Source organism: Snodgrassella sp. ESL0253 (assembly GCF_013344965.1).
GTDB classification, from domain to species: domain Bacteria; phylum Pseudomonadota; class Gammaproteobacteria; order Burkholderiales; family Neisseriaceae; genus Snodgrassella; species Snodgrassella alvi_B.
Map to the genome: position 1 here is coordinate 41,746 of NZ_JAAEDQ010000007.1, position 22,744 is coordinate 64,489.

Consider the following 22,744-nt stretch of genomic DNA (forward strand, 5'->3'; position numbering starts at 1 on the left):
CATAATGAGTAGTGATTTAATTGTTCATATAGGCGATGGCAACTTTGAGCAGGAAGTTTTACAGGCGGATACACCAGTATTGCTGGATTTCTGGGCTCCTTGGTGTGGTCCTTGTAAAATGATTGCGCCAATTCTGGATGATTTGGCTTCAGCTTATCAGGGCAAACTGAAAATTGTTAAGCTTAATGTTGATGAAAATCAGGAAACTCCGGCCAAATTTAATGTTCGAAATATACCTACGCTGATGATTTTTAAAGATGGTGTCAGTGTGGCTATAAAGGTTGGAATCTTAAATAAAAGCCAACTGGAAGCGTTTATTAATGCTTCAATATAATTATTAGTTTTCAATTTTATTTGTGTCCTCTGGCTGACAGGGATAAATACAGGCTCAATAAAAGGCTTGCTACTTATTCTGTCTTTTATGAGGACATAATTTCATATGTTGCCGATATCTGTATTTAATGGCGATGTTTGCACTGATGTTTATGTACTTTGCGATATTATTGTTTTTGGAAGTATTTTATTTGATATCAATGGTTAAGCCCCAGTCTATGCCAGTTTCTAGTATTGTTTCTGTTTGCTAAACAGATTTTCTACATTTCTATGCATAATATCAGTATGCAGAATAAATCGAAGTAACTCAGGAATTTATATCTGGCTGTTTTTATAATCTTTCATAAGCCAGATTTCAGCACAGTAATTATTAACAGAATCAATAATATTTTGCCGGATTAATTCTTTAGGGTGTAAATCCAGAATGTAAACGAAATCATCGTTATTCAGAATAATTAATAATCAGCATCATTTGCAGTGATATTATAAGTTCTCTATTATGTGTAAATATATTGTAAACTGAAATTCAATAATCACACCAATATAGTTTTTTTGTAAAAATTAGAGAGCGTATTTTATTGTTTTGGTATTTTGAAGACAACACATCTTTTATCATAACACTAAAATTGAATTAATATTTAATTTTATTGTTTAAAATAATGTAATTTGAGTGTATTGTATCTAATCTGGAATTAGGATTAACTTTATTGTGCACGTATCGTGGGTTTTGTTAGAATGATTTTGTGAAATTTCATTCGGAATTAAATGAAAGCGAGTACGCTATGAATCATAAATCCAAGGTGTCAGTATCTCCTCCCGGTGGTGATCAAGCCAGCATGTTAAATAAAACATTTGTAATTGCTTGGCTTATCTGCGCTATTTTCTATTTTGTTCAATATGCATTGCGTTCTGCACCAAGTATTATGCAGACCGAAATGATAGCTACTTTGAGGATTTCCAAAGTTGAAATGGCTGGAATCATAGGTCTGTATTTTTATTCTTATGCTTTCTTTGCATTGGTGTCGGGCGTGCTGCTGGATCGTATCGGGCCACGTTTCACTGCATCATTAGGTATTATTCTGGTAGCTGCTGGCTGTATTCTGTTTTGCTCCGGTACGGTTATTACCGCTCAATCTGGCCGTTTCTTGCAAGGTGCCGGTTCTGGGTTGGCCTTTACCAGTGCCGTGTTTCTGGCTACACGTGGTTTCCCCAAAAAATGGCTGGCTACTGCGGTTGGCATGACACAATGTTTCGGTATGCTCGGTGGTTTCATGGGGCAGGCTGTTGTATCACCGATTATTAAAAATCAGGTGATGACCTGGCAAATGTTCTGGATGGTTGCTGCCGGTGTTCTGGGTGTGGTGTTTTTTGCTTCTGTAATCATTACCCCCCGCACGCGCGAAGGTAAAATCGACTGGACCGGTTTGAGCCATCCTTATCTTGTGGTACTGAAAAATCCGCAGTCCTATATCTGCGCTTTCATTGGTGCCATGATGTTTATGCCTACTAATGTTGGTAATATTGCCTGGGGTAATCAGTTTTTGCAGGAAGGTTTAGGTGTCACTGAGAATGCTGCTTTACGTCTGGCCATGGTTCCACTGGGTTGGGTGATTGGCTGTCCCATTCTGGGCTATTTATCAGATGTGATTGGTCGTCGTAAACCTGTTGTTATGGGTAGTATTATTGCTATGGTTATTACCGGTGGTATTATTGTCTATCTGCCTAATACCATGCCACCTTATATAATGGGTTTGCTATTAGGTGTTGCTTCTGGCGCGGCAATGATTCCTTACACCATGATTAAAGAAGTTAATCCTGATGAGGTTAAAGGTACTGCTACAGGTGTGATTAACTTTTTCGTGTTTGTGATCAGTGCGATAATGACAAATCTGTTCAGTATGCTGATTGCTCACTTAACCAGCGCAGAAGGTGGCCAGTTAAGTCTGAAGGTTTTCCAGACTGCTGATCTTATTTTTGTTGGTGGTCTGGTTCTGGCTTTTATCATGACAATATTTGTACGCGAAACCGGCAGTAAAGCTAAAGCTTAAATTGTATAAACTGGTTTTCTGGCCAATTTCGAAATTAATTAAACGGCTACTTTAAGTAGCCGTTTTGTTTTTTAGAGCAAATCAGACAGAGTATCCGATGATTATTTATTTACCACGTTTCGCTCCAGCTTAAATCCGAGTTTTGGGAAATCACTGCTTTGAATTGAGCTATGATATTGTCTAAAGCCTGCTGGTTGTCTGCCTCGAAGCGCAATACCAGCACTGGCGTCGTATTGGAGGCGCGCATTAGCCCAAATCCGTCTTTAAATTCTACTCTCAGGCCATCGATGGTGATACGCTCAATTTCATTATCAAACTGTGCAGTTTGTGCCAGACTGGCGATAATTTCGTGTCCTGATTTTCCTGCTGGCACAGCGATATTGAGTTCAGGTGTGGATATACCTTCAGGCAAATCATTTAAAACCGCAGAAGGATTATCGCTGGCAGACAAAATCTCCAGTAAACGTGCGCCGGCATATAGACCATCATCAAAACCTAACCAGCGTTCTTTAAAAAATACGTGACCACTCATTTCGCCAGCCAGTAATGCTCCATGCTCCCTGATTGCGGCTTTGATAAAGCTGTGACCGGTTTTACTCATGATGGCTTCGCCGCCATGCTGTTCAATCCAGGGTTTCAGTAATCGGGTGGATTTAACATCATAGATCACTTTTGCGTTTGGATTGCGTGCCAGTACATCGGCTGCAAACAGCATTAGCTGGCGATCAGGGTAGATAATCTGGCCATCTTTGGTTACTACGCCCAGACGATCGCCATCGCCATCGAAAGCCATACCGATTTCTGCATCACTGTTACGCAGAGCCTGAATCAAATCCTGTAGATTGGCCGGTTTAGCTGGGTCAGGATGATGGTTGGGAAAATTGCCATCTACTTCACAAAACAATTCTGTTACTTCACAGCCCAGAGCACGATATAAATCTCCGGCGTAAGCGCCGGCTACTCCGTTTCCTGCATCTATCACAATCTTCATCGGCCGTTTGAGCTGAACGTGACTGGCTATATAGTTGATATATTCAGAGGCAATAGGTAAGGGAACAATATTCCCGCTATGTTCAGCAGGGGCGGCTAGTTGGCCGGATTCAATCATTTTGCGTAATGCTTGAATATCGTCACCAGCCAGAGTAATGCCAGCCAGCATCATTTTAAAACCATTGTAATCGGGCGGATTATGGCTGCCGGTAATCATGATGCCGCTACCCTGACAATGTTCGATAGCTGCAAAATATAACATTGGTGTCGCAACCATGCCTACGTCGATGACATTAATTCCGCAGGCAGTAATACCCTGCATCAGACTAGCTGCCAGTATCGGGCCAGAAAGACGGCCGTCGCGGCCAATTGCAATCTGGTTAACACCTTTACTGATGGCTATGGTGGCAATCGCACGGCCAATCAGCTCAGCTGTATCTTTGTTTAGTGAAACATCTACAATGCCACGGATATCATATGCTTTAAATATGCTGGCATCTATCTGTTTTGAGGTCATAAGTTTTTCCTTATTTATTCATTTAATCAATTAAACTGTAGAATATTTTTAATGTTGAACTAAAGATATAGCCAGTTTTTACAGATGTTAATTAAACTTTATTACTGGGAACAGGCAAGCCAAAATGGCTGTAGCTTACTTCTGTAGCCATGCGTCCTCGTGGTGTTCGCTGTAAAAAACCCTGTTGAATTAAGTAAGGTTCGATAACGTCTTCTATGGTATCGGTTGATTCGCCTATCGCTGCGGCAATGTTGTCCAGACCAACTGGTCCACCTGAAAATTTATATAGAATTGCTTCCAGATATTTGCAGTCCATGACATCCAGTCCGGATTGATCGATGTCTAGCATTTTTAGTGCTGCATCTGCTATTTCGGCATTTATCTGGCCCTGGTGTTTTACTTCAGCATAATCTCGTACACGTCGTAACAGGCGATTGGCAATGCGTGGTGTACCGCGGCTGCGTCTGGCAATTTCAGCAGCACCAGTGTTGTCAATCTGTAGTTGTAGTAGCTGGGCAGAACGAGCAACGATAGTGGTTAAATCAGTGTTGTTATAGAATTCCAGACGTGAAATTATGCCGAAGCGGTCGCGTAAAGGGTTGGTGAGCATGCCTGCGCGTGTGGTAGCGCCAACCAGAGTAAAGGGCGGCAGGTCAATTTTAACTGAGCGTGCAGCGGGGCCTTCGCCAATCATAATGTCTAGCTGGTAATCTTCCAGTGCCGGATACAGTATTTCTTCTACCACTGGGTTAAGGCGGTGAATTTCGTCTATGAAGAGTACGTCATGTGGCTCAAGATTGGTAAGTAGTGCCGCCAGATCACCAGCCCGTTCCAGTACCGGCCCGGATGTCTGGCGCAAATTGACGCCAAGTTCATGAGCAATGATATGAGCCAGAGTGGTCTTGCCCAGACCGGGCGGGCCAAATAATAATGTATGATCCAAAGCTTCATGCCGTATTTTTGCGGCTTGAATGAAGATGGAAAGTTGTTCCTTGGCTTTGTGCTGGCCAATATAGTCTGTCAGCGCCCGGGGGCGCAAAGCACGCTCCAGCTGTTCTTCCTGTGCTGAAGCGGTTTGTGGGCTGATGACACGCTGTGGCTGTGCACCAGAAAGTTGGTCTGTTTGTAGCATGGCTAAATAAAAAAACAAATTATATCAATAATGGCTTTAGGCCAGAGTAAATAGAAAACAGACTGGGTAAAATTCTGAATTTTAAACAGGTGTGCACATGCTGGCAAAAACCTTGAAGTATTCGGGAAAGGTTTTATTGACACATTGTGGATCATCTATATAGATAGAGGTGCCAAGCAGGCTGACAAGCGAAAAACACATGGCCATTCTGTGATCGTCATAAGTACTGATGTGAACGTCGGCCTGCAATTTTGCTGGAGGGGTAATGCTGATACTGTCCTCTGTGGCCATCACATGAGCACCAAGTTTGCGTAATTCGGCAGTCATGGCGCTGATGCGATCAGTTTCTTTAACGCGCCAGCTGGCAATATTACGAATATGACAAGTGCCTTTGCTGGCCAGAGCCACGATAGCCAGAGTCATGGCGGCATCTGGAATATGATTGGCATCAATATCAAAGGGCAGTATATTCTGATTTGAGGAACGTGATATTTCAATAAACTGTTCACCCCAGAATATTTGTGCACCAATTTTTTCCAGCTCGTGTGCAAAGGCAATATCCCCCTGAATGCTGTTTGCGTCAATGCCATTAATACGGACAGGTTTACCTGATATCAGCCCCGCAGCAAGGAAGTATGAAGCACTGGAGGCATCACCTTCAACATAAATTTGTGCTGGTGCATGATAGTGCTGCCCGGCAGGGAGTTGGAATGTCTGAAAATCTTTGTGACTAATCTGAATGCCGAATTGCTCAAGCAGCTTTAAGGTAATGGCAATGTAAGGTTTGGATATTAATTCACCACAGACATCAATAGTGTAGGCTTTTCCGGTTAGCGGTAGAGCCATCAGTAAGGCGGTTAAAAACTGGCTGGATACATTACCTTTAACGCTAATATGATAATTTGTGTTCTGGCGGGCATGATGGATTTGTAAAGGTGGGAAACCGATCTGTTCCTTATATTCGATTGTTGCACCTGCTGTTTGCAGTGCATCAACGAGATCACCAATGGGGCGCTCATGCATACGCGCCACGCCGTGTAAATAATATTCACCCCCTAATATCGCCAGCACTGCTGTTAAAGGTCTGAATGCAGTTCCTGCATTACCAAGAAACAAGTCTGCCTGCTGTTGTGGAAATTTACCTTTACACCCGTATACTCTGAGATGTAAGCCTGAGTTTTCACTATCAGCAGGCAACTGTTCAATTTTTATGCCCAGGGTTTTTAACGCTTTCAGCATGTATTGGGTATCATCTGAATCAAGTAAATTATGAATTTCACAGATATTCTCTGCCAGAGCGGCCAGAAGCAGGATACGATTGCTGATGCTTTTGGAACCAGGCAGATTGATGCTGGCAGAATGACAGGTACTGGCTTTTAAATGCAGGGTATTCATGCTGGTATTGGGTAATTTTGGAAGATTTGGCTGGAAGTTTATCAGTTAATTGTGTTACAGGATATGTATATATATCTGCATTTGGGCAAGTATTAACAGGAAAATGTACAAGTGAAGCTTATATATAAATCAGGTAATCACTGGTTATATTAAGTATAATAGTAAATATATTAATATCTTAATGTAATAACTATGAAAATAAACCTAGACTGGCACTGGTCTAAATTCAGTACGGTATGGTTATTAATGCTACTGTGTGTGCCCTTTGTACAGAAATTGCAAATTAATCCTGCTTGGGTATCATTTGTGGAACAGGGGCAAACCTTTTTTTTGTTATTTTGCTTTTTGTTTACCCTGTTATCAACTTTATGCAGCGGATTAATTGGCAAAGAAAGAGCATTCTGGCTATGGGCATCATTGTGGTGGCTGGTATTGCTGGGGCGTGATCAAAACTGGGGCAGGCAAATTTTTTCTGGTTATCCGCATGTGGTGTATCATGGTATCGCGGCAGTGCTGATTCTTGGGCTAATATTAATGTTACTGTGGCCGCGCTTGCGTGCTGGCATCGAATATTACTATCATCAACCTTTTCCTGCATGGAATTTCCTGCTCGCCGCTGCTGGCTTTTTGTTGGCCGATGCAGTAGAGCGTGGTCGCTGGATTTCACATTTTATTCTGTACAATCCTGTTTATGATGATATGCTGGAAGAGTTATATGAGTGTCCCTTTATGTTGGCTTTATTTACTGTATCAGTAGTGTTGCAATGGCGAACAATTGTTCAGATGAAAAGATCATTAAAGCAGGTTGAGGTACAATAATTTATTGTATTTGATAAAAAGGAAATTCAGCCATCAGGTATTGAAAGTAAGCCTGATGGCTTGTTAATTTTTTACTGAAACAAAATAGTAGCAAACAGTGCGGCTGCTTATGGTTAGATTAGATTGTTCGGTATAGAAATTTAATGGTGTCAGACAGTTATAAATGCTGATTCAAATTCAGTACGATGCGTAAAAAACTTTTGTGAAAAAAGGTAAGGATATGGTTGCGACGCAATTTAAGCCGCGATTGAAAGTAATTGCTATTGATGGCCCCAGTGCATCCGGGAAGGGGACTGTGGCCGCGCAGGTAGCAGCTATTCTGGACAGAGATTATCTGGATTCCGGTGCACTTTATCGATTAACAGCACTGTATGCCTGCCAGCAGAATATTGGCTGGCAAAATGAGCAGGAACTTGCTGCACTTGCGTACAAATTGCCTGTGGTTTTCAGGACAGATTCCATTTTACTGGATAACGTGGATGTAACGGCAGCAATTCGCACTGAAAGAATTGGTATGGGTGCATCGGCTATTGCTGCTTTGCCGGCGGTGCGCACTGCGCTGCTACAACGCCAGCGGGATTTTTTAACGCCCCGAGGACTGGTGGCTGACGGGCGGGATATGGCTTCAGTAGTGTTTCCGCAGGCCGAACTCAAGATATTTCTTACTGCCAGTGCACAGATACGGGCACAACGGCGTGCCTTACAATTGGGAATAGCTACTGATGGACCAGACTATCAGCAGATACTTACTGATATTGAAAAACGGGATCAGGCCGACCGCTCCCGTGCTGTTGCCCCCCTCAAACCGGCCGGTGATGCCATGATTCTCGATACTTCTTCGCTTAGTATTAAAGAAAGTGTAGAAAAAGTACTTGATTGGTATCGAAAAATCTAAAAATAGGTTACAATTCTGGTCTTTTGTACAGGCGTTCAGTGTGTTTGCACATTTGCTAGTATACGAACCTTGTCCTAAGTAATTGTTTTGCATGATTTTTAGTGCTGATGTGGTTGTAGCCTGCATCAGCCGCAGTCAGGAGTATTGCTGGCACAGTCAGGGTGTGCCGGCTTTGATTAACTAACTTTCGTATCCCCTGACGATACTTGTTTGAGAACATAAATATATGACTATGGAAAATTTTGCCCAGTTGCTGGAAGAAAGTTTCACCTTGCAAGAGATGAATCCCGGCGAAGTCATCACCGCAGAAGTTGTTGCCATAGACAATAATTTCGTCACTGTGAATGCCGGTCTGAAATCAGAATCTCTGATTGAGGTGAGCGAATTCAAAAATGCAGCGGGCGAGATTGAAGTTAAAGTTGGCGATTTTGTCACTGTAACTATTGAATCTGTGGAAAATGGTTTTGGTGAAACCAAACTGTCACGTGAAAAAGCCAAACGTGCGGCTGACTGGATCAAGCTGGAAGAAGCCATGGAAAATGGTGAAATTCTGTCTGGCGTGATCAATGGTAAAGTCAAAGGCGGCCTGACCGTCATGATTAACAGCATCCGCGCATTCCTGCCTGGTTCGCTGGTAGATGTGCGTCCGGTTAAAGACACTTCTCACTTTGAAGGCAAGGAAATTGAATTCAAGGTAATCAAGCTGGACAAACGTCGTAACAACGTTGTGGTTTCTCGCCGTGCCGTACTGGAAGAAACTTTGGGCGAAGAACGTAAAGCATTGCTGGAAAACCTGAAAGAAGGTTCAGTGGTGAAAGGTATTGTGAAAAACATTACCGATTACGGTGCATTCGTTGATCTGGGCGGTATTGATGGTTTGCTGCACATTACCGATCTGGCTTGGCGTCGTGTTAAACATCCAAGTGAAGTACTGGAAGTTGGCCAGGAAGTAGAAGCCAAAGTATTGAAATTCGATCAGGAACGCAGCCGTGTTTCTCTGGGTCTGAAACAATTGGGTGAAGATCCATGGAATGGTCTGGCTCGTCGTTATCCGCAAGGTACCCGTCTGTTTGGTAAAGTAACCAATCTGACTGACTACGGTGCATTTGTGGAAATCGAACAGGGCATCGAAGGTCTGGTGCACGTTTCTGAAATGGACTGGACTAACAAGAATGTTCATCCAAGCAAAGTAGTTCAGATGGGTGATGAAGTAGAAGTGATGATTCTGGAAATTGATGAGGATCGTCGTCGCATCTCTCTGGGCATGAAACAGTGTCAGGCTAATCCATGGCAGGAATTCGAATCCAACCATGAAAAAGGCGACAAAATCAAAGGTGTGGTGAAATCCATTACTGATTTTGGTGTGTTTGTAGGCTTGCCTGGCGGTATTGATGGTCTGGTTCACCTGTCTGACCTGTCATGGACTGATGGTGGCGAAGAAGCTGTACGTCAGTTCAAGAAAGGTGAGGAAGTTGAAGCCGTAGTTCTGGCCATCGATGTTGACAAGGAACGTATTTCTCTTGGCGTGAAACAGTTGGCTGGTGATCCGTTCAGCAATTATGTCAGCGTAAATGACAAGGGCAGCATCGTAACCGGTAAAGTAAAATCACTGGATGCTAAAGGTGCTGTTATTGCATTGGCTGATGATGTTGAAGGCTATCTGCGTGCATCTGAAGTTTCAAATGATCGTGTTGAAGACATTCGCAATGCCTTGAAAGAAGGCGATGATGTTGAAGCAGTGATTACTACCGTAGATCGCAAAAATCGCAGTATCAACCTGTCTATCAAAGCTAAAGATGCACAGGAAAACAGTGCTGCCTTGCGTTCATTATCAGCTAACAATGCCTCTGCTGGTACTACTAGCCTGGGTGACTTGTTAAAAGCAAAATTATCTGGTGAAAGCGAATAAGCGGTTATGACGAAGTCGGAGTTAATGATTCGCTTGGCGGAGTTATATACTACTAATAATAGTAGTACTGTATTAAATGCCAAGGATGTTGAGCAAAGTATCAAGATTCTCGTTGATACTATGACTCGTGCTTTAGCTAGAGGCCAGCGAATCGAAATTCGCGGATTTGGTAGCTTTGATCTGAATCATCGCCCAGCCCGTATTGGCCGTAACCCTAAAACAGGTGAAAAAGTATCGGTACCAGAAAAATATGTGCCGCACTTCAAGCCTGGCAAGGAGTTACGCGAACGCGTTGACAATGCGCTACAGTCTGCGAATAAATAATACTGTTTTTATTTGAGATAAACGTTAACGCCGCAGTTTCTGCGGCGTATTTTTATTTTAGGGTGGTCGAATGTTTAGTGGGTGTGCTAAGGTTACGTCTTTTAACTTTTGCCATATACAATTTTAATTTCCAGAAGAAATTCTATAATATGACCACACCCGTCTTCGTTGCTCCCGAATTTAATAATCAAAGTCCCCTGACCTGGTATCAGATTGCAGAACAGCAACCCGGGTTTATTCATGATGCTGCCCAGCTGCGAGCAATTAAAGAGCTCGACAGGCTTTGGGCTGAGTTGATGATGTTCAAGCGTAAGCGTAACCGCTTTTTAGGGCGCAGTTTACGTTCACCACGCGCGCCCAAAGGTTTATATATGTATGGAGGAGTCGGGCGTGGCAAAAGTTTTTTAATGGATGTGTTTTTTGGCTGCTTACCCTACCGACGCAAACGCAGAGTGCATTTCCATGCATTTATGGCAGAAGTACAACAACGCTTGAAAGATCATCATAGTCAGGCCAATCCATTAAATGCAGTGGCTCAGGACATTGCACGTGAAGTTAGAGTATTGTGTTTTGATGAATTCCACGTCAGCGATATTGCTGATGCCATGATACTGGGAAGATTACTGGACGGTCTATTCGAGCAGGGTGTGGTTATGGTAGCTACATCGAATTACGCACCATGCGAGCTTTATCCCCAAGGTCAGAATCGTTCCAGTTTTTTACCTACTATTGCATTAATTGAAAAAGAATTGACTATTTTGAATGTGGATGGTGGGGAAGACTATCGTATGCGTACACTCAAGCCAGCAGATGTATTTTACATTCCGGCAGATGCAGCCAGTGAGGTAAAGCTTGGGCAACTGTTTCACAATATTAATGGTCAGCAGCAGATAGCAGGGGGAGAAATTGAAATCCTGGGACGGAAGCTGGCATATAAAGCCATTTCTGAAACAACAATCTGGTTTGACTTTAATACCTTATGTTGTGGGCCGCGTTCGCAGAATGACTATCTGGAGCTGGCAAAACAGTTTCGCGTATTAATTTTGTCTGATATACCTAAAATGGGTTCTGGCCAAATGGCAGAAGCACGTCGCCTTACGTGGCTGATTGATGTACTGTATGATTACCGTATCAAGCTTTGTGCCAGTTGTGAAGTAGCCATAGATGCTATTTATACCGATGGTGATTTTGCAAATGAGTTTACCCGTACAGCCAGCCGTCTTACCGAAATGGGTTCGGAAGAATATTTAACCTTGCCGCATCTGACACTGGATAAAGATACTACGGATACAGGAAAAGATATTAAATAAAGCTGAATTTTGTTAAAATAACTAAATCTGTTTTTGTGATAAATTTTTGTGTCTGTACGCAAAAATTTAATATATTTAACATAATGGAAAAAATATGACTATCGAACGCACATTATCTATTGTTAAACCGGATGCCGTGGCTAAAAATGTTATCGGACAGATTTATAGCCGCTTTGAAAGCAATGGTTTGAAAATTATTGCTGCTAAAATGAAACATCTTTCTAAAGCCGAAGCAGAAGGCTTTTATGCTGTACATAAGGAACGGCCTTTTTTTGCTGATCTGGTTAATTTCATGATCAGTGGCCCTGTGATGATTCAAGTACTGGAAGGTGAAGGCGCAGTGGCAAAAAACCGTGAATTGATGGGTGCTACCAATCCTAAAGAAGCTGCTGCCGGTACCATCCGCGCTGATTTTGCCGATTCAATTGATGCCAATGCAGTACATGGTTCAGACAGTCTGGAAAATGCTGCTACTGAAATTGCATATTTCTTTGCTGCTGAAGAAGTATGCGCGCGCTAAGACTGTAGATAAGTTTATAGAATTAGTCCACCTGAAAACAGGTGGACTAATTTATAATTAACATGCAAATGCGAGAAACGAAAAGTATAGCAGGAATTTGTACGTCGATATTTAAATCTTGACGAATATGTTATTTGCGATGCATGGCATAGGCGAAACAGATTCTGAAGTTTAGCCACATGGTGACAGTTTTGATAAAATTGGCACACATATTTTCTATTTTAATACTTAAGCTGATTGGGAAGTTGAATGGAGTGGTTCTATTTTAGCTCTGGGTGGCAAAAACAGCGAAAACCAATCATGATATAAAACAGATTTTGAAACTATAGAAAGCTTTTGATATACGCAATAATAGTAGTTTTTATTAAAAAATACGGTTGATGGCTGGCATGCCACCGAAGTTTTAACTTGCCTGCCCAATCATTGCCGGTACCTGTTTAACGTCATTGTACAAAAGAAGAAAACTGAGAAAACATTGAAAAAATTATGGCATTGCCTGTCTGGTAGAAATTAAATAATTGTATAAATTGTTGAATAAATTTGAATTATCAGCATAATGACTTGACTGAATACTAATTGTTACCGCCTTTTCCCAATTTTATTGTAATACCCTGATGAAAACCAATTTGCTAAATTTTGATTTACCCGGTTTAACTGCCCATTTTGCCCAGATGGGGGAAAAGCCTTTTCGTGCCAGACAAGTTATGCGCTGGATGCACCTTGGGGGCGTGGCCGACTTTTCTGACATGACTGATCTGGCCAAATCCTTGCGTCACAAATTACTGGATAATGCCGAAGTAAAAGTGCCGGATTTACTGTTTGAGCAAAAATCTGTTGATGGTACATGCAAATGGTTACTGGATGTTGGCACCGGTAATGGTGTGGAAACGGTTTTCATTCCGGAAGATACACGCGGAACTTTATGTATTTCTTCACAGATAGGTTGTGCATTGGAGTGTCTGTTCTGTTCTACTGGAAGACAGGGATTTAACCGTAATCTGACTACTGCAGAAATTATTGGTCAGTTGTGGTGGGCGAATAGAGCGCTTGGTGTAACGCCCAAAGATGAAAGAGTCATTTCCAATGTAGTCATGATGGGAATGGGCGAGCCTTTAGCCAATTTTGATAACGTGGTAACTGCATTGAGTATCATGCTCGATGACCATGGCTATGGTCTATCGCGTCGTCGTGTAACAGTATCTACTTCAGGCATGGTGCCACAAATGGATCGCTTGAAAGAAGTGATGCCGGTGGCTCTGGCCATTTCGTTACATGCATCTAATGACAAGGTGCGTGACCAGCTTATTCCATTGAATAAAAAGTATCCACTTAGCCAGCTAATGGCTGCCTGTCAGCGTTATCTGGTTAAGGCACCACGCGATTTCATTACTTTTGAGTATATTATGCTCAAGGATGTCAATGATGCCCCGGAGCATGCACGCGAATTGATAGAGCTGGTTAAGGATGTACCGTGTAAATTTAATCTGATTCCGTTTAATCCATTTACCAATTCAGGTTTTGAGCGTTCGACAAATGAACGTATTCGTGTATTTCGTGAAATATTGCAGGAAGCCGGTTTTGTTGTTACGGTTAGAAAAACTCGTGGCGATGATATTGATGCAGCATGTGGTCAGCTAGCCGGAAAAGTGAAAGACAAAACACGTCGTCAGCAAAAATGGCAACTTGTACAGGGGTGATTTGATGAAAAAGATAGGATTAACTTTATTGTTTGCACTGATATTATCTGCTTGTGCGAATCAGGGCATGAATAAGAAACCAACTGCTGCTCAGCGAGCCCGTGAAATTGCACAAATTAAAACTCAACTGGCGATTGAGTATATGAGAACTCAAAATTATCGACAGGCTGTAGAGGCTATTGATGAAGCATTAAAAAGCAATAGCAGTTCGTTTAATGCCTGGCTGATACGAGCGCAGATATGGCAATATTTAAAGGAACCGGCCAAAGCCGAAGAAAGCTTTCGGCGCGCACTGTCGATAGCTCCAAATAGTGCTGAAGTAAACAATAATTATGGCTGGTTCTTATGTGATGCTTTAAAGAAGCCTGATGCCTCAATAGCTTATTTTGATAAGGCTTTGACAGATCCAACGTATCCTACACCCGAAATTGCCCAGTTTAATAAAGGTATTTGCACTAGCCGCATGGGGCAATATCAGCTGGCTAATAGTTATTTTGAGCGCGCGCTGGCTGCTAACCCGAATTTTATTGCTGCAAAAAAAGAAATGGCTCGTAATAATCTACAGTCAGGCAGCACATCAGAAGCAAATTATCTGTTCAGGCAGTATCAAAGCCAGATAAACAAATTATCTGCCGATGATTTATTGCTGGGTTGGAGAATTGAAAGGTCGTTGGGTAATGTGCAGGCTGCCTATGAATATGAGGCTCAACTGCGTAATAATTTCCCTTATTCTGCTGAATTAGAGCAGGTTTCTACAGGAAAATTCTGATGAATGAGCAAACCAAAAATCCCGAATCCGCCCCAAATGCCGCAGTCACTCTGGGAACAATACTTGCACAGGCACGAAAGCAGAAAGGCTTGTCTGTCGGAGAGGTTGCTGAGCGCTTGAAATTACCGGCCAGACAGATTGAGGCGATGGAGAGTGGCAGTTATAAAGGTTTGCCCGAAGCTGTATTTATTAAAGGTTTTCTGAGTTCATATGCCCGTTTGCTTGAACTGGATGAGAAAGAGCTAAAGCAGTATTTACAACAGATTTTTCCATCTGGTAATGGTCATTCAGCTTCGGATAATTATAAAGTAGCATCTACTGAGCTGGATTTTCAGGACAGGCCGCTACGTCGTCATTTTCCACACTGGCTGGTTGTTGTGCTGGTAGTTATTTTAATTGGTATTGTGGTGTATGCGTGGCAAAGTAAATCCGCATCAGAAAATGCCAGACAGACAGCTACATCCAGTCAGGAAGTATCTGTACAGGCAGCTTCTATTGGCGATGTTGCTGCCAGCAATATTCGTGTCGTACCAATGACAGCCAGTGAACAAACCAACACGCAAGCTGCTTATGCGAGTACTAATGCCAGCCATGCTAATGGCGCTAGTACTGGCATGGCAGCAGCTTCTCAACCTGTTGTAACAGGTGCAGAAGCACTGGTTATTAAACTGGAAAACAGAACATGGCTACAGGTAAGTGACAAAAGTGGCAAGGTATTAATCAGCCAGGTTGTCGACGCTGGAAGCACACATCAGTTTAGTGGTGGTGCACCGTATAAGGTTATTCTGGGTTATACGCTGGGTGCCAGTATCCAGTTTGCTGGCAAAGATGTTGCTATCCCACAAAATAAAAAAAGAACTGCTGCAATAACGGTAGGTGGAAATTAAAATGACGTTGGCTGGAGTACGCAGGAAAACACACCAGGTAAAAATTGATCATACCGTAATTGGTTCTGACGCACCGGTACTGGTGCAGTCGATGACCAATACCGATACTGCTGATGCTGAACAGACTGCCAGTCAGGTTAAAGCTCTGGCCGATGCCGGTTCCGAGCTGGTGCGGATCACGGTAAATTCACCTCAGGCTGCTGCCAAAGTATTTGAAATTCGCCAGCGTCTTAATGATATGGGCTGTAATGTTCCTTTAGTAGGGGATTTTCATTTTAATGGTGATCGACTGCTAAAGGATTATCCGGATTGTGCGCGTGCGTTGTCCAAATACCGGATTAATCCCGGTAATGTGGGGAAAGGTGTGAAAGGTGATGAAAAATTTGCCTTTATGATTCACACCGCAGCTGAGCATGATAAAGCTGTCCGGATTGGCGTAAACTGGGGCTCTCTGGACCAGACACTGGCCAAACGCATGATGGACAGCAATCTGGCGTTATCAGCACCACAACCAGCTGAAGCAGTAATGAAAGAAGCATTAATTGTTTCTGCACTGGAATCAGCACAGAAAGCTGAAGATCTGGGTTTACCGGCTAACCGAATCATTTTGTCGTGCAAAGTATCAAATGTGCAGGATTTGATTGAGGTTTATCATAATCTGGCTGCGCGTTGTCTGTATCCATTGCATCTTGGCCTAACGGAAGCCGGCATGGGCAGTAAAGGTATAGTGGCTTCTACGGCGGCTCTGGCTATTTTATTACAGCAGGGCATAGGTGATACTATTCGGGTATCACTTACACCAGAACCGGGTAGCGCACGAACACAGGAAGTGGTTGTGGCTCAGGAAATTCTGCAAACCATGGGATTGCGTTCCTTTACACCCATGGTAACGGCCTGTCCTGGCTGCGGACGTACTACCAGTACGGTATTTCAGGAGCTGGCGCGTGATATACAGCAGTATTTGCGTGAGAAAATGCCAGTCTGGCGGCTACAATATCCGGGGGTTGAAAATCTGAATGTGGCCGTTATGGGCTGTGTGGTTAATGGCCCGGGTGAAAGCAAACTTGCTGATATCGGTATTTCTTTGCCGGGTACAGGGGAAACTCCGGTGGCTCCCGTATATATAGATGGTGAACGGAAAACCACTTTAAAAGGGGAGCACATGGCCGAAGAATTTCTGGCATTGGTGGAAGAATATATACATACCAATTATGGTGAGCAGGGTAAAAAACGGGTAACGGCAAAAGTCATTCCGATTACAGCTTTATAATAAATATTACTGTTATGGCGATTAATCGCTGTACAGTTTCATATGGATAAAAATTTAATTAATATGGGTCAGAAAATCCAGGCCGTTAAAGGCATGAATGATTTGTTACCAGTGGCGCAGAAAGATTTCAAACTGACATCTGCGCTCTGGCAGGCATTTGAAGATGTGGTCGTTGCATGGACGCGTAGTTTTGGCTATAGCCAGATTCGTACACCGCTTGTGGAGCAAACAGGCCTGTTTGTGCGCTCAATTGGTGAAGAGACTGATGTGGTTGGCAAAGAGATGTATACCTTTGCCGATTCCAACGATAAATTAAGTCTCAGTTTGCGGCCGGAAGGCACGGCATCCTGTTTGCGTGCAGTGGTTGAGCATAATTTACTTTATAATAATCCGCAGAAATTATGGTATATGGGGCCAATGTTCCGGCGGGAACGGCCACAAAAGGGGCGTTATCGCCAGTTTCATCAGGTAGGTATTGAAGCACTTGGCTTTAATGGGCCGGATGTGGATGCCGAGCTGATTGCCATGAGTGCCAATCTGTGGGAGCGACTGGGTATTCGTGAGCATCTGACCCTGGAACTGAATACGCTGGGTAATCAGCAGGAGCGGGCTGCTCACCGTACGGCGCTGATTGCGTATCTGCAACAGCATGAAGCGATACTGGACGAAGACAGCCGGCGTCGTATGCATACCAACCCACTACGGGTACTGGATACCAAAAATCCTGACTTGCAGGCAATGGCCAATGCTGCACCACGTCTGACAGATTATCTGGGTAGCGAATCTCTGGCACACTATAATGCGCTGAAAAGCATGCTGGATGGCCTCGGTATTAGCTATGTAGAAAATCCGCGTCTGGTACGTGGTCTGGATTACTATAATCTGACGGTATTTGAGTGGACAACTGATAAACTCGGGGCGCAGGCTACTGTGTGCGGGGGAGGCCGTTATAACGGGCTGATTGAAGAGTTAGGCGGTAAACCTGCACCAGCTATTGGTTTTGCTCTGGGTATTGAGCGTTTATTATTGCTGGTACAGGAATTCGGGCAGCTTGCGGTTAACAATGCACCTGATGTGTATGTTTTACATCAGGGCGAAGGCAGTAGTCTGGCGGCCATGCAGCATACTGCTTTACTGCGTGCTCAAGGGCTGAATGTTTACCTGCATTGCGGTGAACAGAGCCTGAAAGCGCAATTAAAGAAAGCCGATGTCAGCGGTGCGGCAATTGCTGTTATCGTGGCACAGGAAGAGCAGTTAACCAATACGCTGACTATTAAAAATCTGCGTACTCATGAACAACAAACTGTTGCTGCCAGCGCAGCTTTACAGTTAATCCAACAATGGAAGAATACATAATGGTTGTACATATTCAGGATGAACAGGAAGTTGCGAATTTCAAATATTTTTGGCATCGCTGGGGGCGCTGGATTTTTGCGGTTCTGGTTGTTCTGGCTCTTGCCTATCTGGGCTATGTGCTCTATCAGAGCCATATACGCAGCAATAATGAAAAAGCAGCGGAGGTATTTAATACATTTGTGACTCAGGCAGGTGCCAATAATATAGCTGAGAGTAAAAAAGCGCTGATGCAATTGCAGCAGGAATACCCTGATACCATGAATGCCACTCAGGCTACATTAATGATGGCTGGTTCAGCTTTTGATGATGGCAAGTATGATGAGGCAATCCGTCACTTGCAGTGGGTCAAAGGCAAACAGCATGATGATTTACTGCAAACAATCGTCGCTCAGCGGCTGGCTACCGTTTATTTACAACAAGGTAAATATAGTGATGCTTTACAGGCACTGGACATACAGGTAACCAGTCAGTTTAAGCCGGTTTTGCTGGAAACCAGAGGCGATATTTTACAGGCTCAGAAGAAAAATGCCGAGGCGGTTGCTGCCTACCAGCAGGCATTAAATCTGTTATCAAAAGATTCAGTACAACGTGAAGTACTTCAGATGAAAATCAGTAGTTTGAGTTAATCTGTTTAATCAAACCTGAAATTTCGGCCAGATTAATCCGGCAGGAATTTCAGGTTTATCGTTGTACTGAAAGAGCTTGCCACTGGCAGGCTGTTGCTGTTTTACAGCAAGGCAAAATTATCTGAAAGAATCAATATGAAACCAACGATTGTTCTGGTTGGTCGCCCGAATGTAGGCAAATCAACATTATTTAACCGTTTGACCCGCACCAAGGATGCACTGGTTGCTGATTTACCCGGTTTGACTCGAGACCGTCATTATGGCCATGGCCGGGTAGGGACTAAACCTTATCTGGTGGTGGATACCGGAGGCTTTGAGCCGGTAGTAGACAGCGGTATCCTGTATGAAATGGCTCGACATACGCTACAGGCTATTGATGAGGCTGATGCGGTTATTTTTCTGGTAGATGGACGTACCGGTTTAACACCGCAAGACCAGATTATTGCTAATCGTCTGCGCCAGAGTACCCGTCCGGTGTATCTGGCCGTTAATAAAGGTGAGGGTGGTAACCGGCCTGTTCTGGCTGCTGAATTTTATGAACTGAGTCTTGGTGAACCGGTGGTTATCTCTGGTGCGCATGGTGACGGCGTTTATGAACTGATAGAAACAGTGCTGGAAACATTTCCTGATAAAGAAGAGGAAGCTGAAAGCCATCATCCGGTTTTTGCAGTTATTGGCCGGCCGAATGTGGGTAAATCAACCCTCGTGAATGCCATACTGGGCGAGGAACGGGTCATTGCTTTTGATATGGCCGGTACTACCCGCGATTCGATTCATATTGATTTTGAGCGTGGTGATAAACCGTTTACCATTATTGATACCGCCGGTGTACGCCGCCGCGGCAAGGTTGATGATGCAATAGAAAAATTTTCCGTGATTAAGGCAATGCAGGCAATCGAGGCCGCTAATGTAGCTGTGCTGGTGCTGGATGCCCAGCAGGACATAGCTGATCAGGATGCCACCATTGCCGGCTTTGCTTTAGAGGCAGGCCGTGCGCTGGTGGTGGCGGTTAATAAATGGGATGGACTGAGTGATGAGCGCAAGCAGCAGGTAAAAAGGGATATTGCGCGTAAACTGTATTTTCTGGATTTTGCTAAATTCCATTTTATTTCCGCGTTGAAAGAAAAAGGAATTGACGGGCTGTTCAGCTCGATTCAGGCTGCTTACGATGCGGCAATGATTAAATTATCAACGCCAAAAATAACCCGTGTGCTACAAAGTGCGCTGGAGCGGCAGCAACCTCCCCGTGCCGGACTGATTCGCCCCAAGATGCGTTATGCCCATCAGGGAGGCATGAATCCGCCAGTCATTGTTATACATGGTAATGCCTTGCAACATATCAGTGATGCTTATACCCGTTATCTGACACAAACCTTTCGCAAAGCATTTCATTTGCAGGGAACACCTTTACGTATTCAATATAATGTAAATAAAAATCCCTATGAAGAAAAAGATGGTAAACCAGCGCAACCTTTGCGTCGGGTTAAGCTAAGTAACCGTATTGCCAAGCGTGAGCAGGTTAAACAATCGAAAAAGCAGGTAAAGCGTAAAAATAAAGTCAGTTCGAAGAAAACAAACGCGCTGTAATGTGATAGCATTGACTTCGCTTTTCTAATCGCTGTACGCGGGTGCAGCTTAGCGACAACATAATCAAAAAAACGGAGTATCCACATGAGCGCCAAAGGACAAATGTTACAAGATCCTTTCTTGAATGCACTGCGGAAAGAGTACGTGCCAGTATCAATTTATCTGGTTAACGGTATCAAACTACAAGGTCAGGTGGAATCATTTGACCAGTATGTTGTGTTATTGCGTAACACTTCAGTAACACAAATGGTGTATAAACATGCAATTTCTACGATTGTGCCTGCACGAGCAGTAAGTTTGCAGCACGAGCAGAAACCTGCATCAGCAGAGTAATTCAGTTATTCTGTTAAAGCAAAAAACCGTGGGCAACCACGGTTTTTTGCTAATGGGTCATCGATTTGGAAAACAGATTAATAACCACCACGCCAACCAGTATCAGGCCAATACCGAAAATGGCAGGCATATCCAGCTTTTGCCCGAATTTAAGCCAAGCTATTACGGAGACACAAACAATGCCTACGCCAGACCATACCGCATAGGCAATGCCTACTGGCATGGTTTTCAGAGTTTGTGCCAGACAATAGAATGAGATTATATAGCCCATAATCGAACAGATGCTGGGCATGAGCCGGGTAAAGCCATTACTCAGCTTGAGCATACTGGTTGCAAATATTTCCGCCAGTATGGCTACTGCTAGAAAAAGCCATTGATTCATAGTTATCCTTTTTTGCTGCTTCTGCGCTTAAGCATGGCAGAACATAGCCGGAAAAGCTACTGTTCAGTCATATTGTCTATAGCGCGCTGTAGTGTGGTTTAGTCATTTGGGTTATCTGGCTGAGATATCGACAGTGTTGCCCGATGATAGAAAATTTGATTATCAGCACCAACACAATGGATTGCTGATAATTTCATTTCTGTTCTGCCATTTTTTACCAAAGAAAAAGCGGATTTATACCAGAATCCGCTTTGATACTGAACTGTTTTTGATGAGCCGTTGGCGCAATCAGTTGTAAACTATTATATTCAGGCTGGTTGCTTATGCTTCGTCTTCAACGCCGTAGTATTTGGTACCGATTTTAATCGTTTCTCTGCCTTGCTCACGACGCCATGCATTGGTATCACGTAAAGAGTAGGCACAGCCGCAATACTCTTGCTGATAAAACTGCTCACGTTTGCTGATTTCAATCATGCGCTGGCTGCCACCGCCTTTACGCCAGTTATAGTCCCAGTAAGTAAGGTCGGGATATTTTTCTGCTGCGCGTTTGCCGCAGTCGTTAATCTGCTGCATATTTTTCCAGCGGGAAATACCTAATGAACTGGTAATAACCGGAAAGCCGTTTTCATGCGCATATAAAGCAGTGCGTTCGAAGCGCATATCAAAGCACATGGTACAGCGGATACCACGCTCAGGTTCATACTCCATACCCTTGGCACGTTCAAACCAATTATCCATATCATAATCAGCATCGATAAAGGGAATATTGAATTTTTCGGCAAAGGCCTTGTTTTCATCCTTGCGAATTTCGTATTCCTTTTTCGGATGAATGTTGGGATTATAAAAATAAATGGTGTAATCAATACCGGCGGCCAGCATGGCTTCCATTACCTCACCGGAGCAGGGGGCGCAGCATGAGTGTAGCAATACCTTATTTGCGCCATTGGGAGGAGTTAATTTGGGGCGTTGTACCGCTGTGGTGACTGGTTGTGGATTCATTGATGTGATTTCCTGTTATTTGATATTTTTCTGAAGAGATTTTAACAAAGCTGCCAGCACAACAACATAGCCGGAAAGAAAAAAAGCGTTCAGATATCTGAACGCTTGTACTAGAGGGCTGTTTTACAGCACAGCTAATGCCTGCTCATAATCTGGCTCAGTGGTGATTTCAGCCACTAGCTGGCTATGTAATACCTGATTGTTTTCATCCAGCACAATGACAGCGCGGGCACATAAGCCAGCCAAAGGGCCATTGCTGAGCTTAACGCCGTATTGATCCTGAAATTCAGGATGGCGGAATGTAGATAAAGTTTTTACCTGATCCAGCCCTTCAGCACCACAAAAACGTGCCTGAGCAAAAGGTAAATCAGCAGAAATACACAATACAACTGTATTGGACAGCTTGGCTGCGGCTGCATTGAAATGGCGTACTGACGCAGCACAAACACCTGTATCTACGCTGGGGAAAATATTCAGCACTTTGCGTTTGCCGGCGAAGTCTGCAAGTGATACTTCATTCAGGCTGGCATCGGTAAGGCTGAATGCCGGTGCGGTGCTGCCTGCTTGTGGAAACTGGCCGCTTACTTCTACGGGTGTACCTTGCAGGGTAACTGTACTCATGATTGTATCCTTTGATGTTTAATCT

22 protein-coding genes are annotated in these 22,744 nt (G+C 43.6%); 16 read left to right on the plus strand and 6 right to left on the minus strand.

Annotated elements, in window-relative coordinates; genetic code table 11:
- Positions 1-4: 4 nt before the first annotated feature.
- Both trxA and GYX26_RS07130 read left to right on the plus strand, forming a co-directional pair.
- Positions 5-334 (plus strand): thioredoxin TrxA, encoded by a 330-nt coding sequence (gene trxA, locus GYX26_RS07125; protein ID WP_174828686.1) that lies wholly within the window; start codon positions 5-7, stop codon positions 332-334.
- A 781-nt stretch (positions 335-1,115) separates the two neighbouring features.
- A complete protein-coding gene (locus tag GYX26_RS07130; RefSeq protein WP_202984295.1) occupies positions 1,116-2,381 on the plus strand; it encodes an MFS transporter in 1,266 nt (421 codons plus the stop codon).
- A gap of 109 nt (positions 2,382-2,490) precedes the next feature.
- Here GYX26_RS07130 and GYX26_RS07135 read toward each other — a convergent pair whose 3' ends face one another.
- The 3 genes from GYX26_RS07135 to aroA form a co-directional block, all read right to left on the minus strand.
- Positions 2,491-3,888, minus strand: a complete 1,398-nt coding sequence (locus GYX26_RS07135) for a phosphomannomutase/phosphoglucomutase (protein WP_174828687.1) — start codon at positions 3,886-3,888, stop codon at positions 2,491-2,493.
- Between the two features lie 91 nt (positions 3,889-3,979).
- Positions 3,980-5,020, minus strand: coding sequence for a Holliday junction branch migration DNA helicase RuvB (gene ruvB, locus GYX26_RS07140; RefSeq protein ID WP_174828742.1), 1,041 nt, complete (start codon positions 5,018-5,020; stop codon positions 3,980-3,982).
- A gap of 81 nt (positions 5,021-5,101) precedes the next feature.
- The gene (gene aroA, locus GYX26_RS07145) at positions 5,102-6,415 is read right to left on the minus strand and encodes a 3-phosphoshikimate 1-carboxyvinyltransferase (RefSeq protein WP_174828688.1); all 1,314 of its coding nucleotides are present in this window, start codon (positions 6,413-6,415) and stop codon (positions 5,102-5,104) included.
- Positions 6,416-6,607: 192 nt separating this feature from the next.
- Between aroA and GYX26_RS07150 the strand changes: the two genes are divergently transcribed.
- The 14 genes from GYX26_RS07150 (at position 6,608) to hfq (ending at position 20,717) form a co-directional block, all read left to right on the plus strand.
- Positions 6,608-7,234 carry a nitric oxide reductase gene (locus tag GYX26_RS07150; protein WP_174828689.1) on the plus strand — a complete coding sequence of 209 codons (627 nt, stop codon included), beginning with the start codon at positions 6,608-6,610 and terminating at the stop codon, positions 7,232-7,234.
- 220 nt (positions 7,235-7,454) lie between these two features.
- The gene (gene cmk / locus GYX26_RS07155) at positions 7,455-8,129 is read left to right on the plus strand and encodes a (d)CMP kinase (protein ID WP_174828690.1); all 675 of its coding nucleotides are present in this window, start codon (positions 7,455-7,457) and stop codon (positions 8,127-8,129) included.
- A 226-nt stretch (positions 8,130-8,355) separates the two neighbouring features.
- Positions 8,356-10,038: a 30S ribosomal protein S1 gene (gene rpsA / locus GYX26_RS07160; RefSeq protein ID WP_100137625.1), complete on the plus strand. Its 1,683-nt coding sequence runs from the start codon at positions 8,356-8,358 to the stop codon at positions 10,036-10,038.
- A gap of 6 nt (positions 10,039-10,044) precedes the next feature.
- Positions 10,045-10,362, plus strand: a complete 318-nt coding sequence (locus GYX26_RS07165) for an integration host factor subunit beta (protein ID WP_174828691.1) — start codon at positions 10,045-10,047, stop codon at positions 10,360-10,362.
- Positions 10,363-10,511: 149 nt separating this feature from the next.
- On the plus strand, positions 10,512-11,672 hold the full coding sequence (gene zapE / locus GYX26_RS07170) for a cell division protein ZapE (protein ID WP_174828692.1): 1,161 nt from the start codon (positions 10,512-10,514) through the stop codon (positions 11,670-11,672).
- Between the two features lie 94 nt (positions 11,673-11,766).
- A complete protein-coding gene (gene ndk / locus GYX26_RS07175; protein WP_100089709.1) occupies positions 11,767-12,192 on the plus strand; it encodes a nucleoside-diphosphate kinase in 426 nt (141 codons plus the stop codon).
- A 614-nt stretch (positions 12,193-12,806) separates the two neighbouring features.
- A complete protein-coding gene (rlmN, locus tag GYX26_RS07180) occupies positions 12,807-13,889 on the plus strand; it encodes a 23S rRNA (adenine(2503)-C(2))-methyltransferase RlmN (RefSeq protein ID WP_100112935.1) in 1,083 nt (360 codons plus the stop codon).
- A 4-nt stretch (positions 13,890-13,893) separates the two neighbouring features.
- Positions 13,894-14,658 carry a type IV pilus biogenesis/stability protein PilW gene (pilW, locus tag GYX26_RS07185; RefSeq protein WP_174828693.1) on the plus strand — a complete coding sequence of 255 codons (765 nt, stop codon included), beginning with the start codon at positions 13,894-13,896 and terminating at the stop codon, positions 14,656-14,658.
- On the plus strand, positions 14,658-15,545 hold the full coding sequence (locus tag GYX26_RS07190; RefSeq protein WP_174828694.1) for a RodZ domain-containing protein: 888 nt from the start codon (positions 14,658-14,660) through the stop codon (positions 15,543-15,545). Before pilW ends, GYX26_RS07190 begins: the two co-directional genes overlap by 1 nt.
- A gap of 1 nt (position 15,546) precedes the next feature.
- Positions 15,547-16,815 (plus strand): flavodoxin-dependent (E)-4-hydroxy-3-methylbut-2-enyl-diphosphate synthase, encoded by a 1,269-nt coding sequence (ispG, locus tag GYX26_RS07195; RefSeq protein ID WP_174828695.1) that lies wholly within the window; start codon positions 15,547-15,549, stop codon positions 16,813-16,815.
- A gap of 63 nt (positions 16,816-16,878) precedes the next feature.
- Positions 16,879-18,171 carry a histidine--tRNA ligase gene (gene hisS, locus GYX26_RS07200; RefSeq protein WP_174828696.1) on the plus strand — a complete coding sequence of 431 codons (1,293 nt, stop codon included), beginning with the start codon at positions 16,879-16,881 and terminating at the stop codon, positions 18,169-18,171.
- The gene (locus GYX26_RS07205; protein WP_174828697.1) at positions 18,171-18,797 is read left to right on the plus strand and encodes a tetratricopeptide repeat protein; all 627 of its coding nucleotides are present in this window, start codon (positions 18,171-18,173) and stop codon (positions 18,795-18,797) included. The genes hisS and GYX26_RS07205 overlap by 1 nt, the downstream gene beginning before the upstream one ends.
- A 135-nt stretch (positions 18,798-18,932) precedes the next feature.
- A complete protein-coding gene (gene der, locus GYX26_RS07210) occupies positions 18,933-20,384 on the plus strand; it encodes a ribosome biogenesis GTPase Der (RefSeq protein WP_174828698.1) in 1,452 nt (483 codons plus the stop codon).
- Positions 20,385-20,468: 84 nt separating this feature from the next.
- Positions 20,469-20,717 (plus strand): RNA chaperone Hfq, encoded by a 249-nt coding sequence (hfq, locus tag GYX26_RS07215; protein ID WP_100089715.1) that lies wholly within the window; start codon positions 20,469-20,471, stop codon positions 20,715-20,717.
- A 49-nt stretch (positions 20,718-20,766) separates the two neighbouring features.
- On the opposite strand, the gene GYX26_RS07220 is transcribed toward hfq, so the two are convergent.
- The 3 genes from GYX26_RS07220 to tpx form a co-directional block, all read right to left on the minus strand.
- Positions 20,767-21,099 (minus strand): multidrug efflux SMR transporter, encoded by a 333-nt coding sequence (locus tag GYX26_RS07220; protein ID WP_100089716.1) that lies wholly within the window; start codon positions 21,097-21,099, stop codon positions 20,767-20,769.
- A 321-nt stretch (positions 21,100-21,420) separates the two neighbouring features.
- On the minus strand, positions 21,421-22,098 hold the full coding sequence (locus GYX26_RS07225) for an epoxyqueuosine reductase QueH (protein WP_174828699.1): 678 nt from the start codon (positions 22,096-22,098) through the stop codon (positions 21,421-21,423).
- Between the two features lie 123 nt (positions 22,099-22,221).
- Positions 22,222-22,719 (minus strand): thiol peroxidase, encoded by a 498-nt coding sequence (gene tpx, locus GYX26_RS07230; RefSeq protein ID WP_174828700.1) that lies wholly within the window; start codon positions 22,717-22,719, stop codon positions 22,222-22,224.
- Positions 22,720-22,744 lie beyond the last annotated feature (25 nt).

Bases quoted from the DNA above. Each gene is read 5' to 3' on its own strand.
- ruvB (WP_174828742.1), bottom strand. From the start codon at position 5,020: ATGCTACAAACAGACCAACTTTCTGGTGCACAGCCACAGCGTGTCATC.
- der (WP_174828698.1), top strand. From the start codon at position 18,933: ATGAAACCAACGATTGTTCTGGTTGGTCGCCCGAATGTAGGCAAATCA.
- GYX26_RS07205 (WP_174828697.1), top strand. From the start codon at position 18,171: ATGGTTGTACATATTCAGGATGAACAGGAAGTTGCGAATTTCAAATAT.
- GYX26_RS07190 (WP_174828694.1), top strand. From the start codon at position 14,658: ATGAATGAGCAAACCAAAAATCCCGAATCCGCCCCAAATGCCGCAGTC.
- ndk (WP_100089709.1), top strand. From the start codon at position 11,767: ATGACTATCGAACGCACATTATCTATTGTTAAACCGGATGCCGTGGCT.
- rpsA (WP_100137625.1), top strand. From the start codon at position 8,356: ATGACTATGGAAAATTTTGCCCAGTTGCTGGAAGAAAGTTTCACCTTG.
- GYX26_RS07130 (WP_202984295.1), top strand. From the start codon at position 1,116: ATGAATCATAAATCCAAGGTGTCAGTATCTCCTCCCGGTGGTGATCAA.
- tpx (WP_174828700.1), bottom strand. From the start codon at position 22,719: ATGAGTACAGTTACCCTGCAAGGTACACCCGTAGAAGTAAGCGGCCAG.
- GYX26_RS07150 (WP_174828689.1), top strand. From the start codon at position 6,608: ATGAAAATAAACCTAGACTGGCACTGGTCTAAATTCAGTACGGTATGG.
- GYX26_RS07165 (WP_174828691.1), top strand. From the start codon at position 10,045: ATGACGAAGTCGGAGTTAATGATTCGCTTGGCGGAGTTATATACTACT.
- hfq (WP_100089715.1), top strand. From the start codon at position 20,469: ATGAGCGCCAAAGGACAAATGTTACAAGATCCTTTCTTGAATGCACTG.
- cmk (WP_174828690.1), top strand. From the start codon at position 7,455: ATGGTTGCGACGCAATTTAAGCCGCGATTGAAAGTAATTGCTATTGAT.
- GYX26_RS07225 (WP_174828699.1), bottom strand. From the start codon at position 22,098: ATGAATCCACAACCAGTCACCACAGCGGTACAACGCCCCAAATTAACT.
- pilW (WP_174828693.1), top strand. From the start codon at position 13,894: ATGAAAAAGATAGGATTAACTTTATTGTTTGCACTGATATTATCTGCT.
- ispG (WP_174828695.1), top strand. From the start codon at position 15,547: ATGACGTTGGCTGGAGTACGCAGGAAAACACACCAGGTAAAAATTGAT.
- trxA (WP_174828686.1), top strand. From the start codon at position 5: ATGAGTAGTGATTTAATTGTTCATATAGGCGATGGCAACTTTGAGCAG.
- rlmN (WP_100112935.1), top strand. From the start codon at position 12,807: ATGAAAACCAATTTGCTAAATTTTGATTTACCCGGTTTAACTGCCCAT.
- GYX26_RS07135 (WP_174828687.1), bottom strand. From the start codon at position 3,888: ATGACCTCAAAACAGATAGATGCCAGCATATTTAAAGCATATGATATC.
- hisS (WP_174828696.1), top strand. From the start codon at position 16,879: ATGGGTCAGAAAATCCAGGCCGTTAAAGGCATGAATGATTTGTTACCA.
- GYX26_RS07220 (WP_100089716.1), bottom strand. From the start codon at position 21,099: ATGAATCAATGGCTTTTTCTAGCAGTAGCCATACTGGCGGAAATATTT.
- zapE (WP_174828692.1), top strand. From the start codon at position 10,512: ATGACCACACCCGTCTTCGTTGCTCCCGAATTTAATAATCAAAGTCCC.
- aroA (WP_174828688.1), bottom strand. From the start codon at position 6,415: ATGAATACCCTGCATTTAAAAGCCAGTACCTGTCATTCTGCCAGCATC.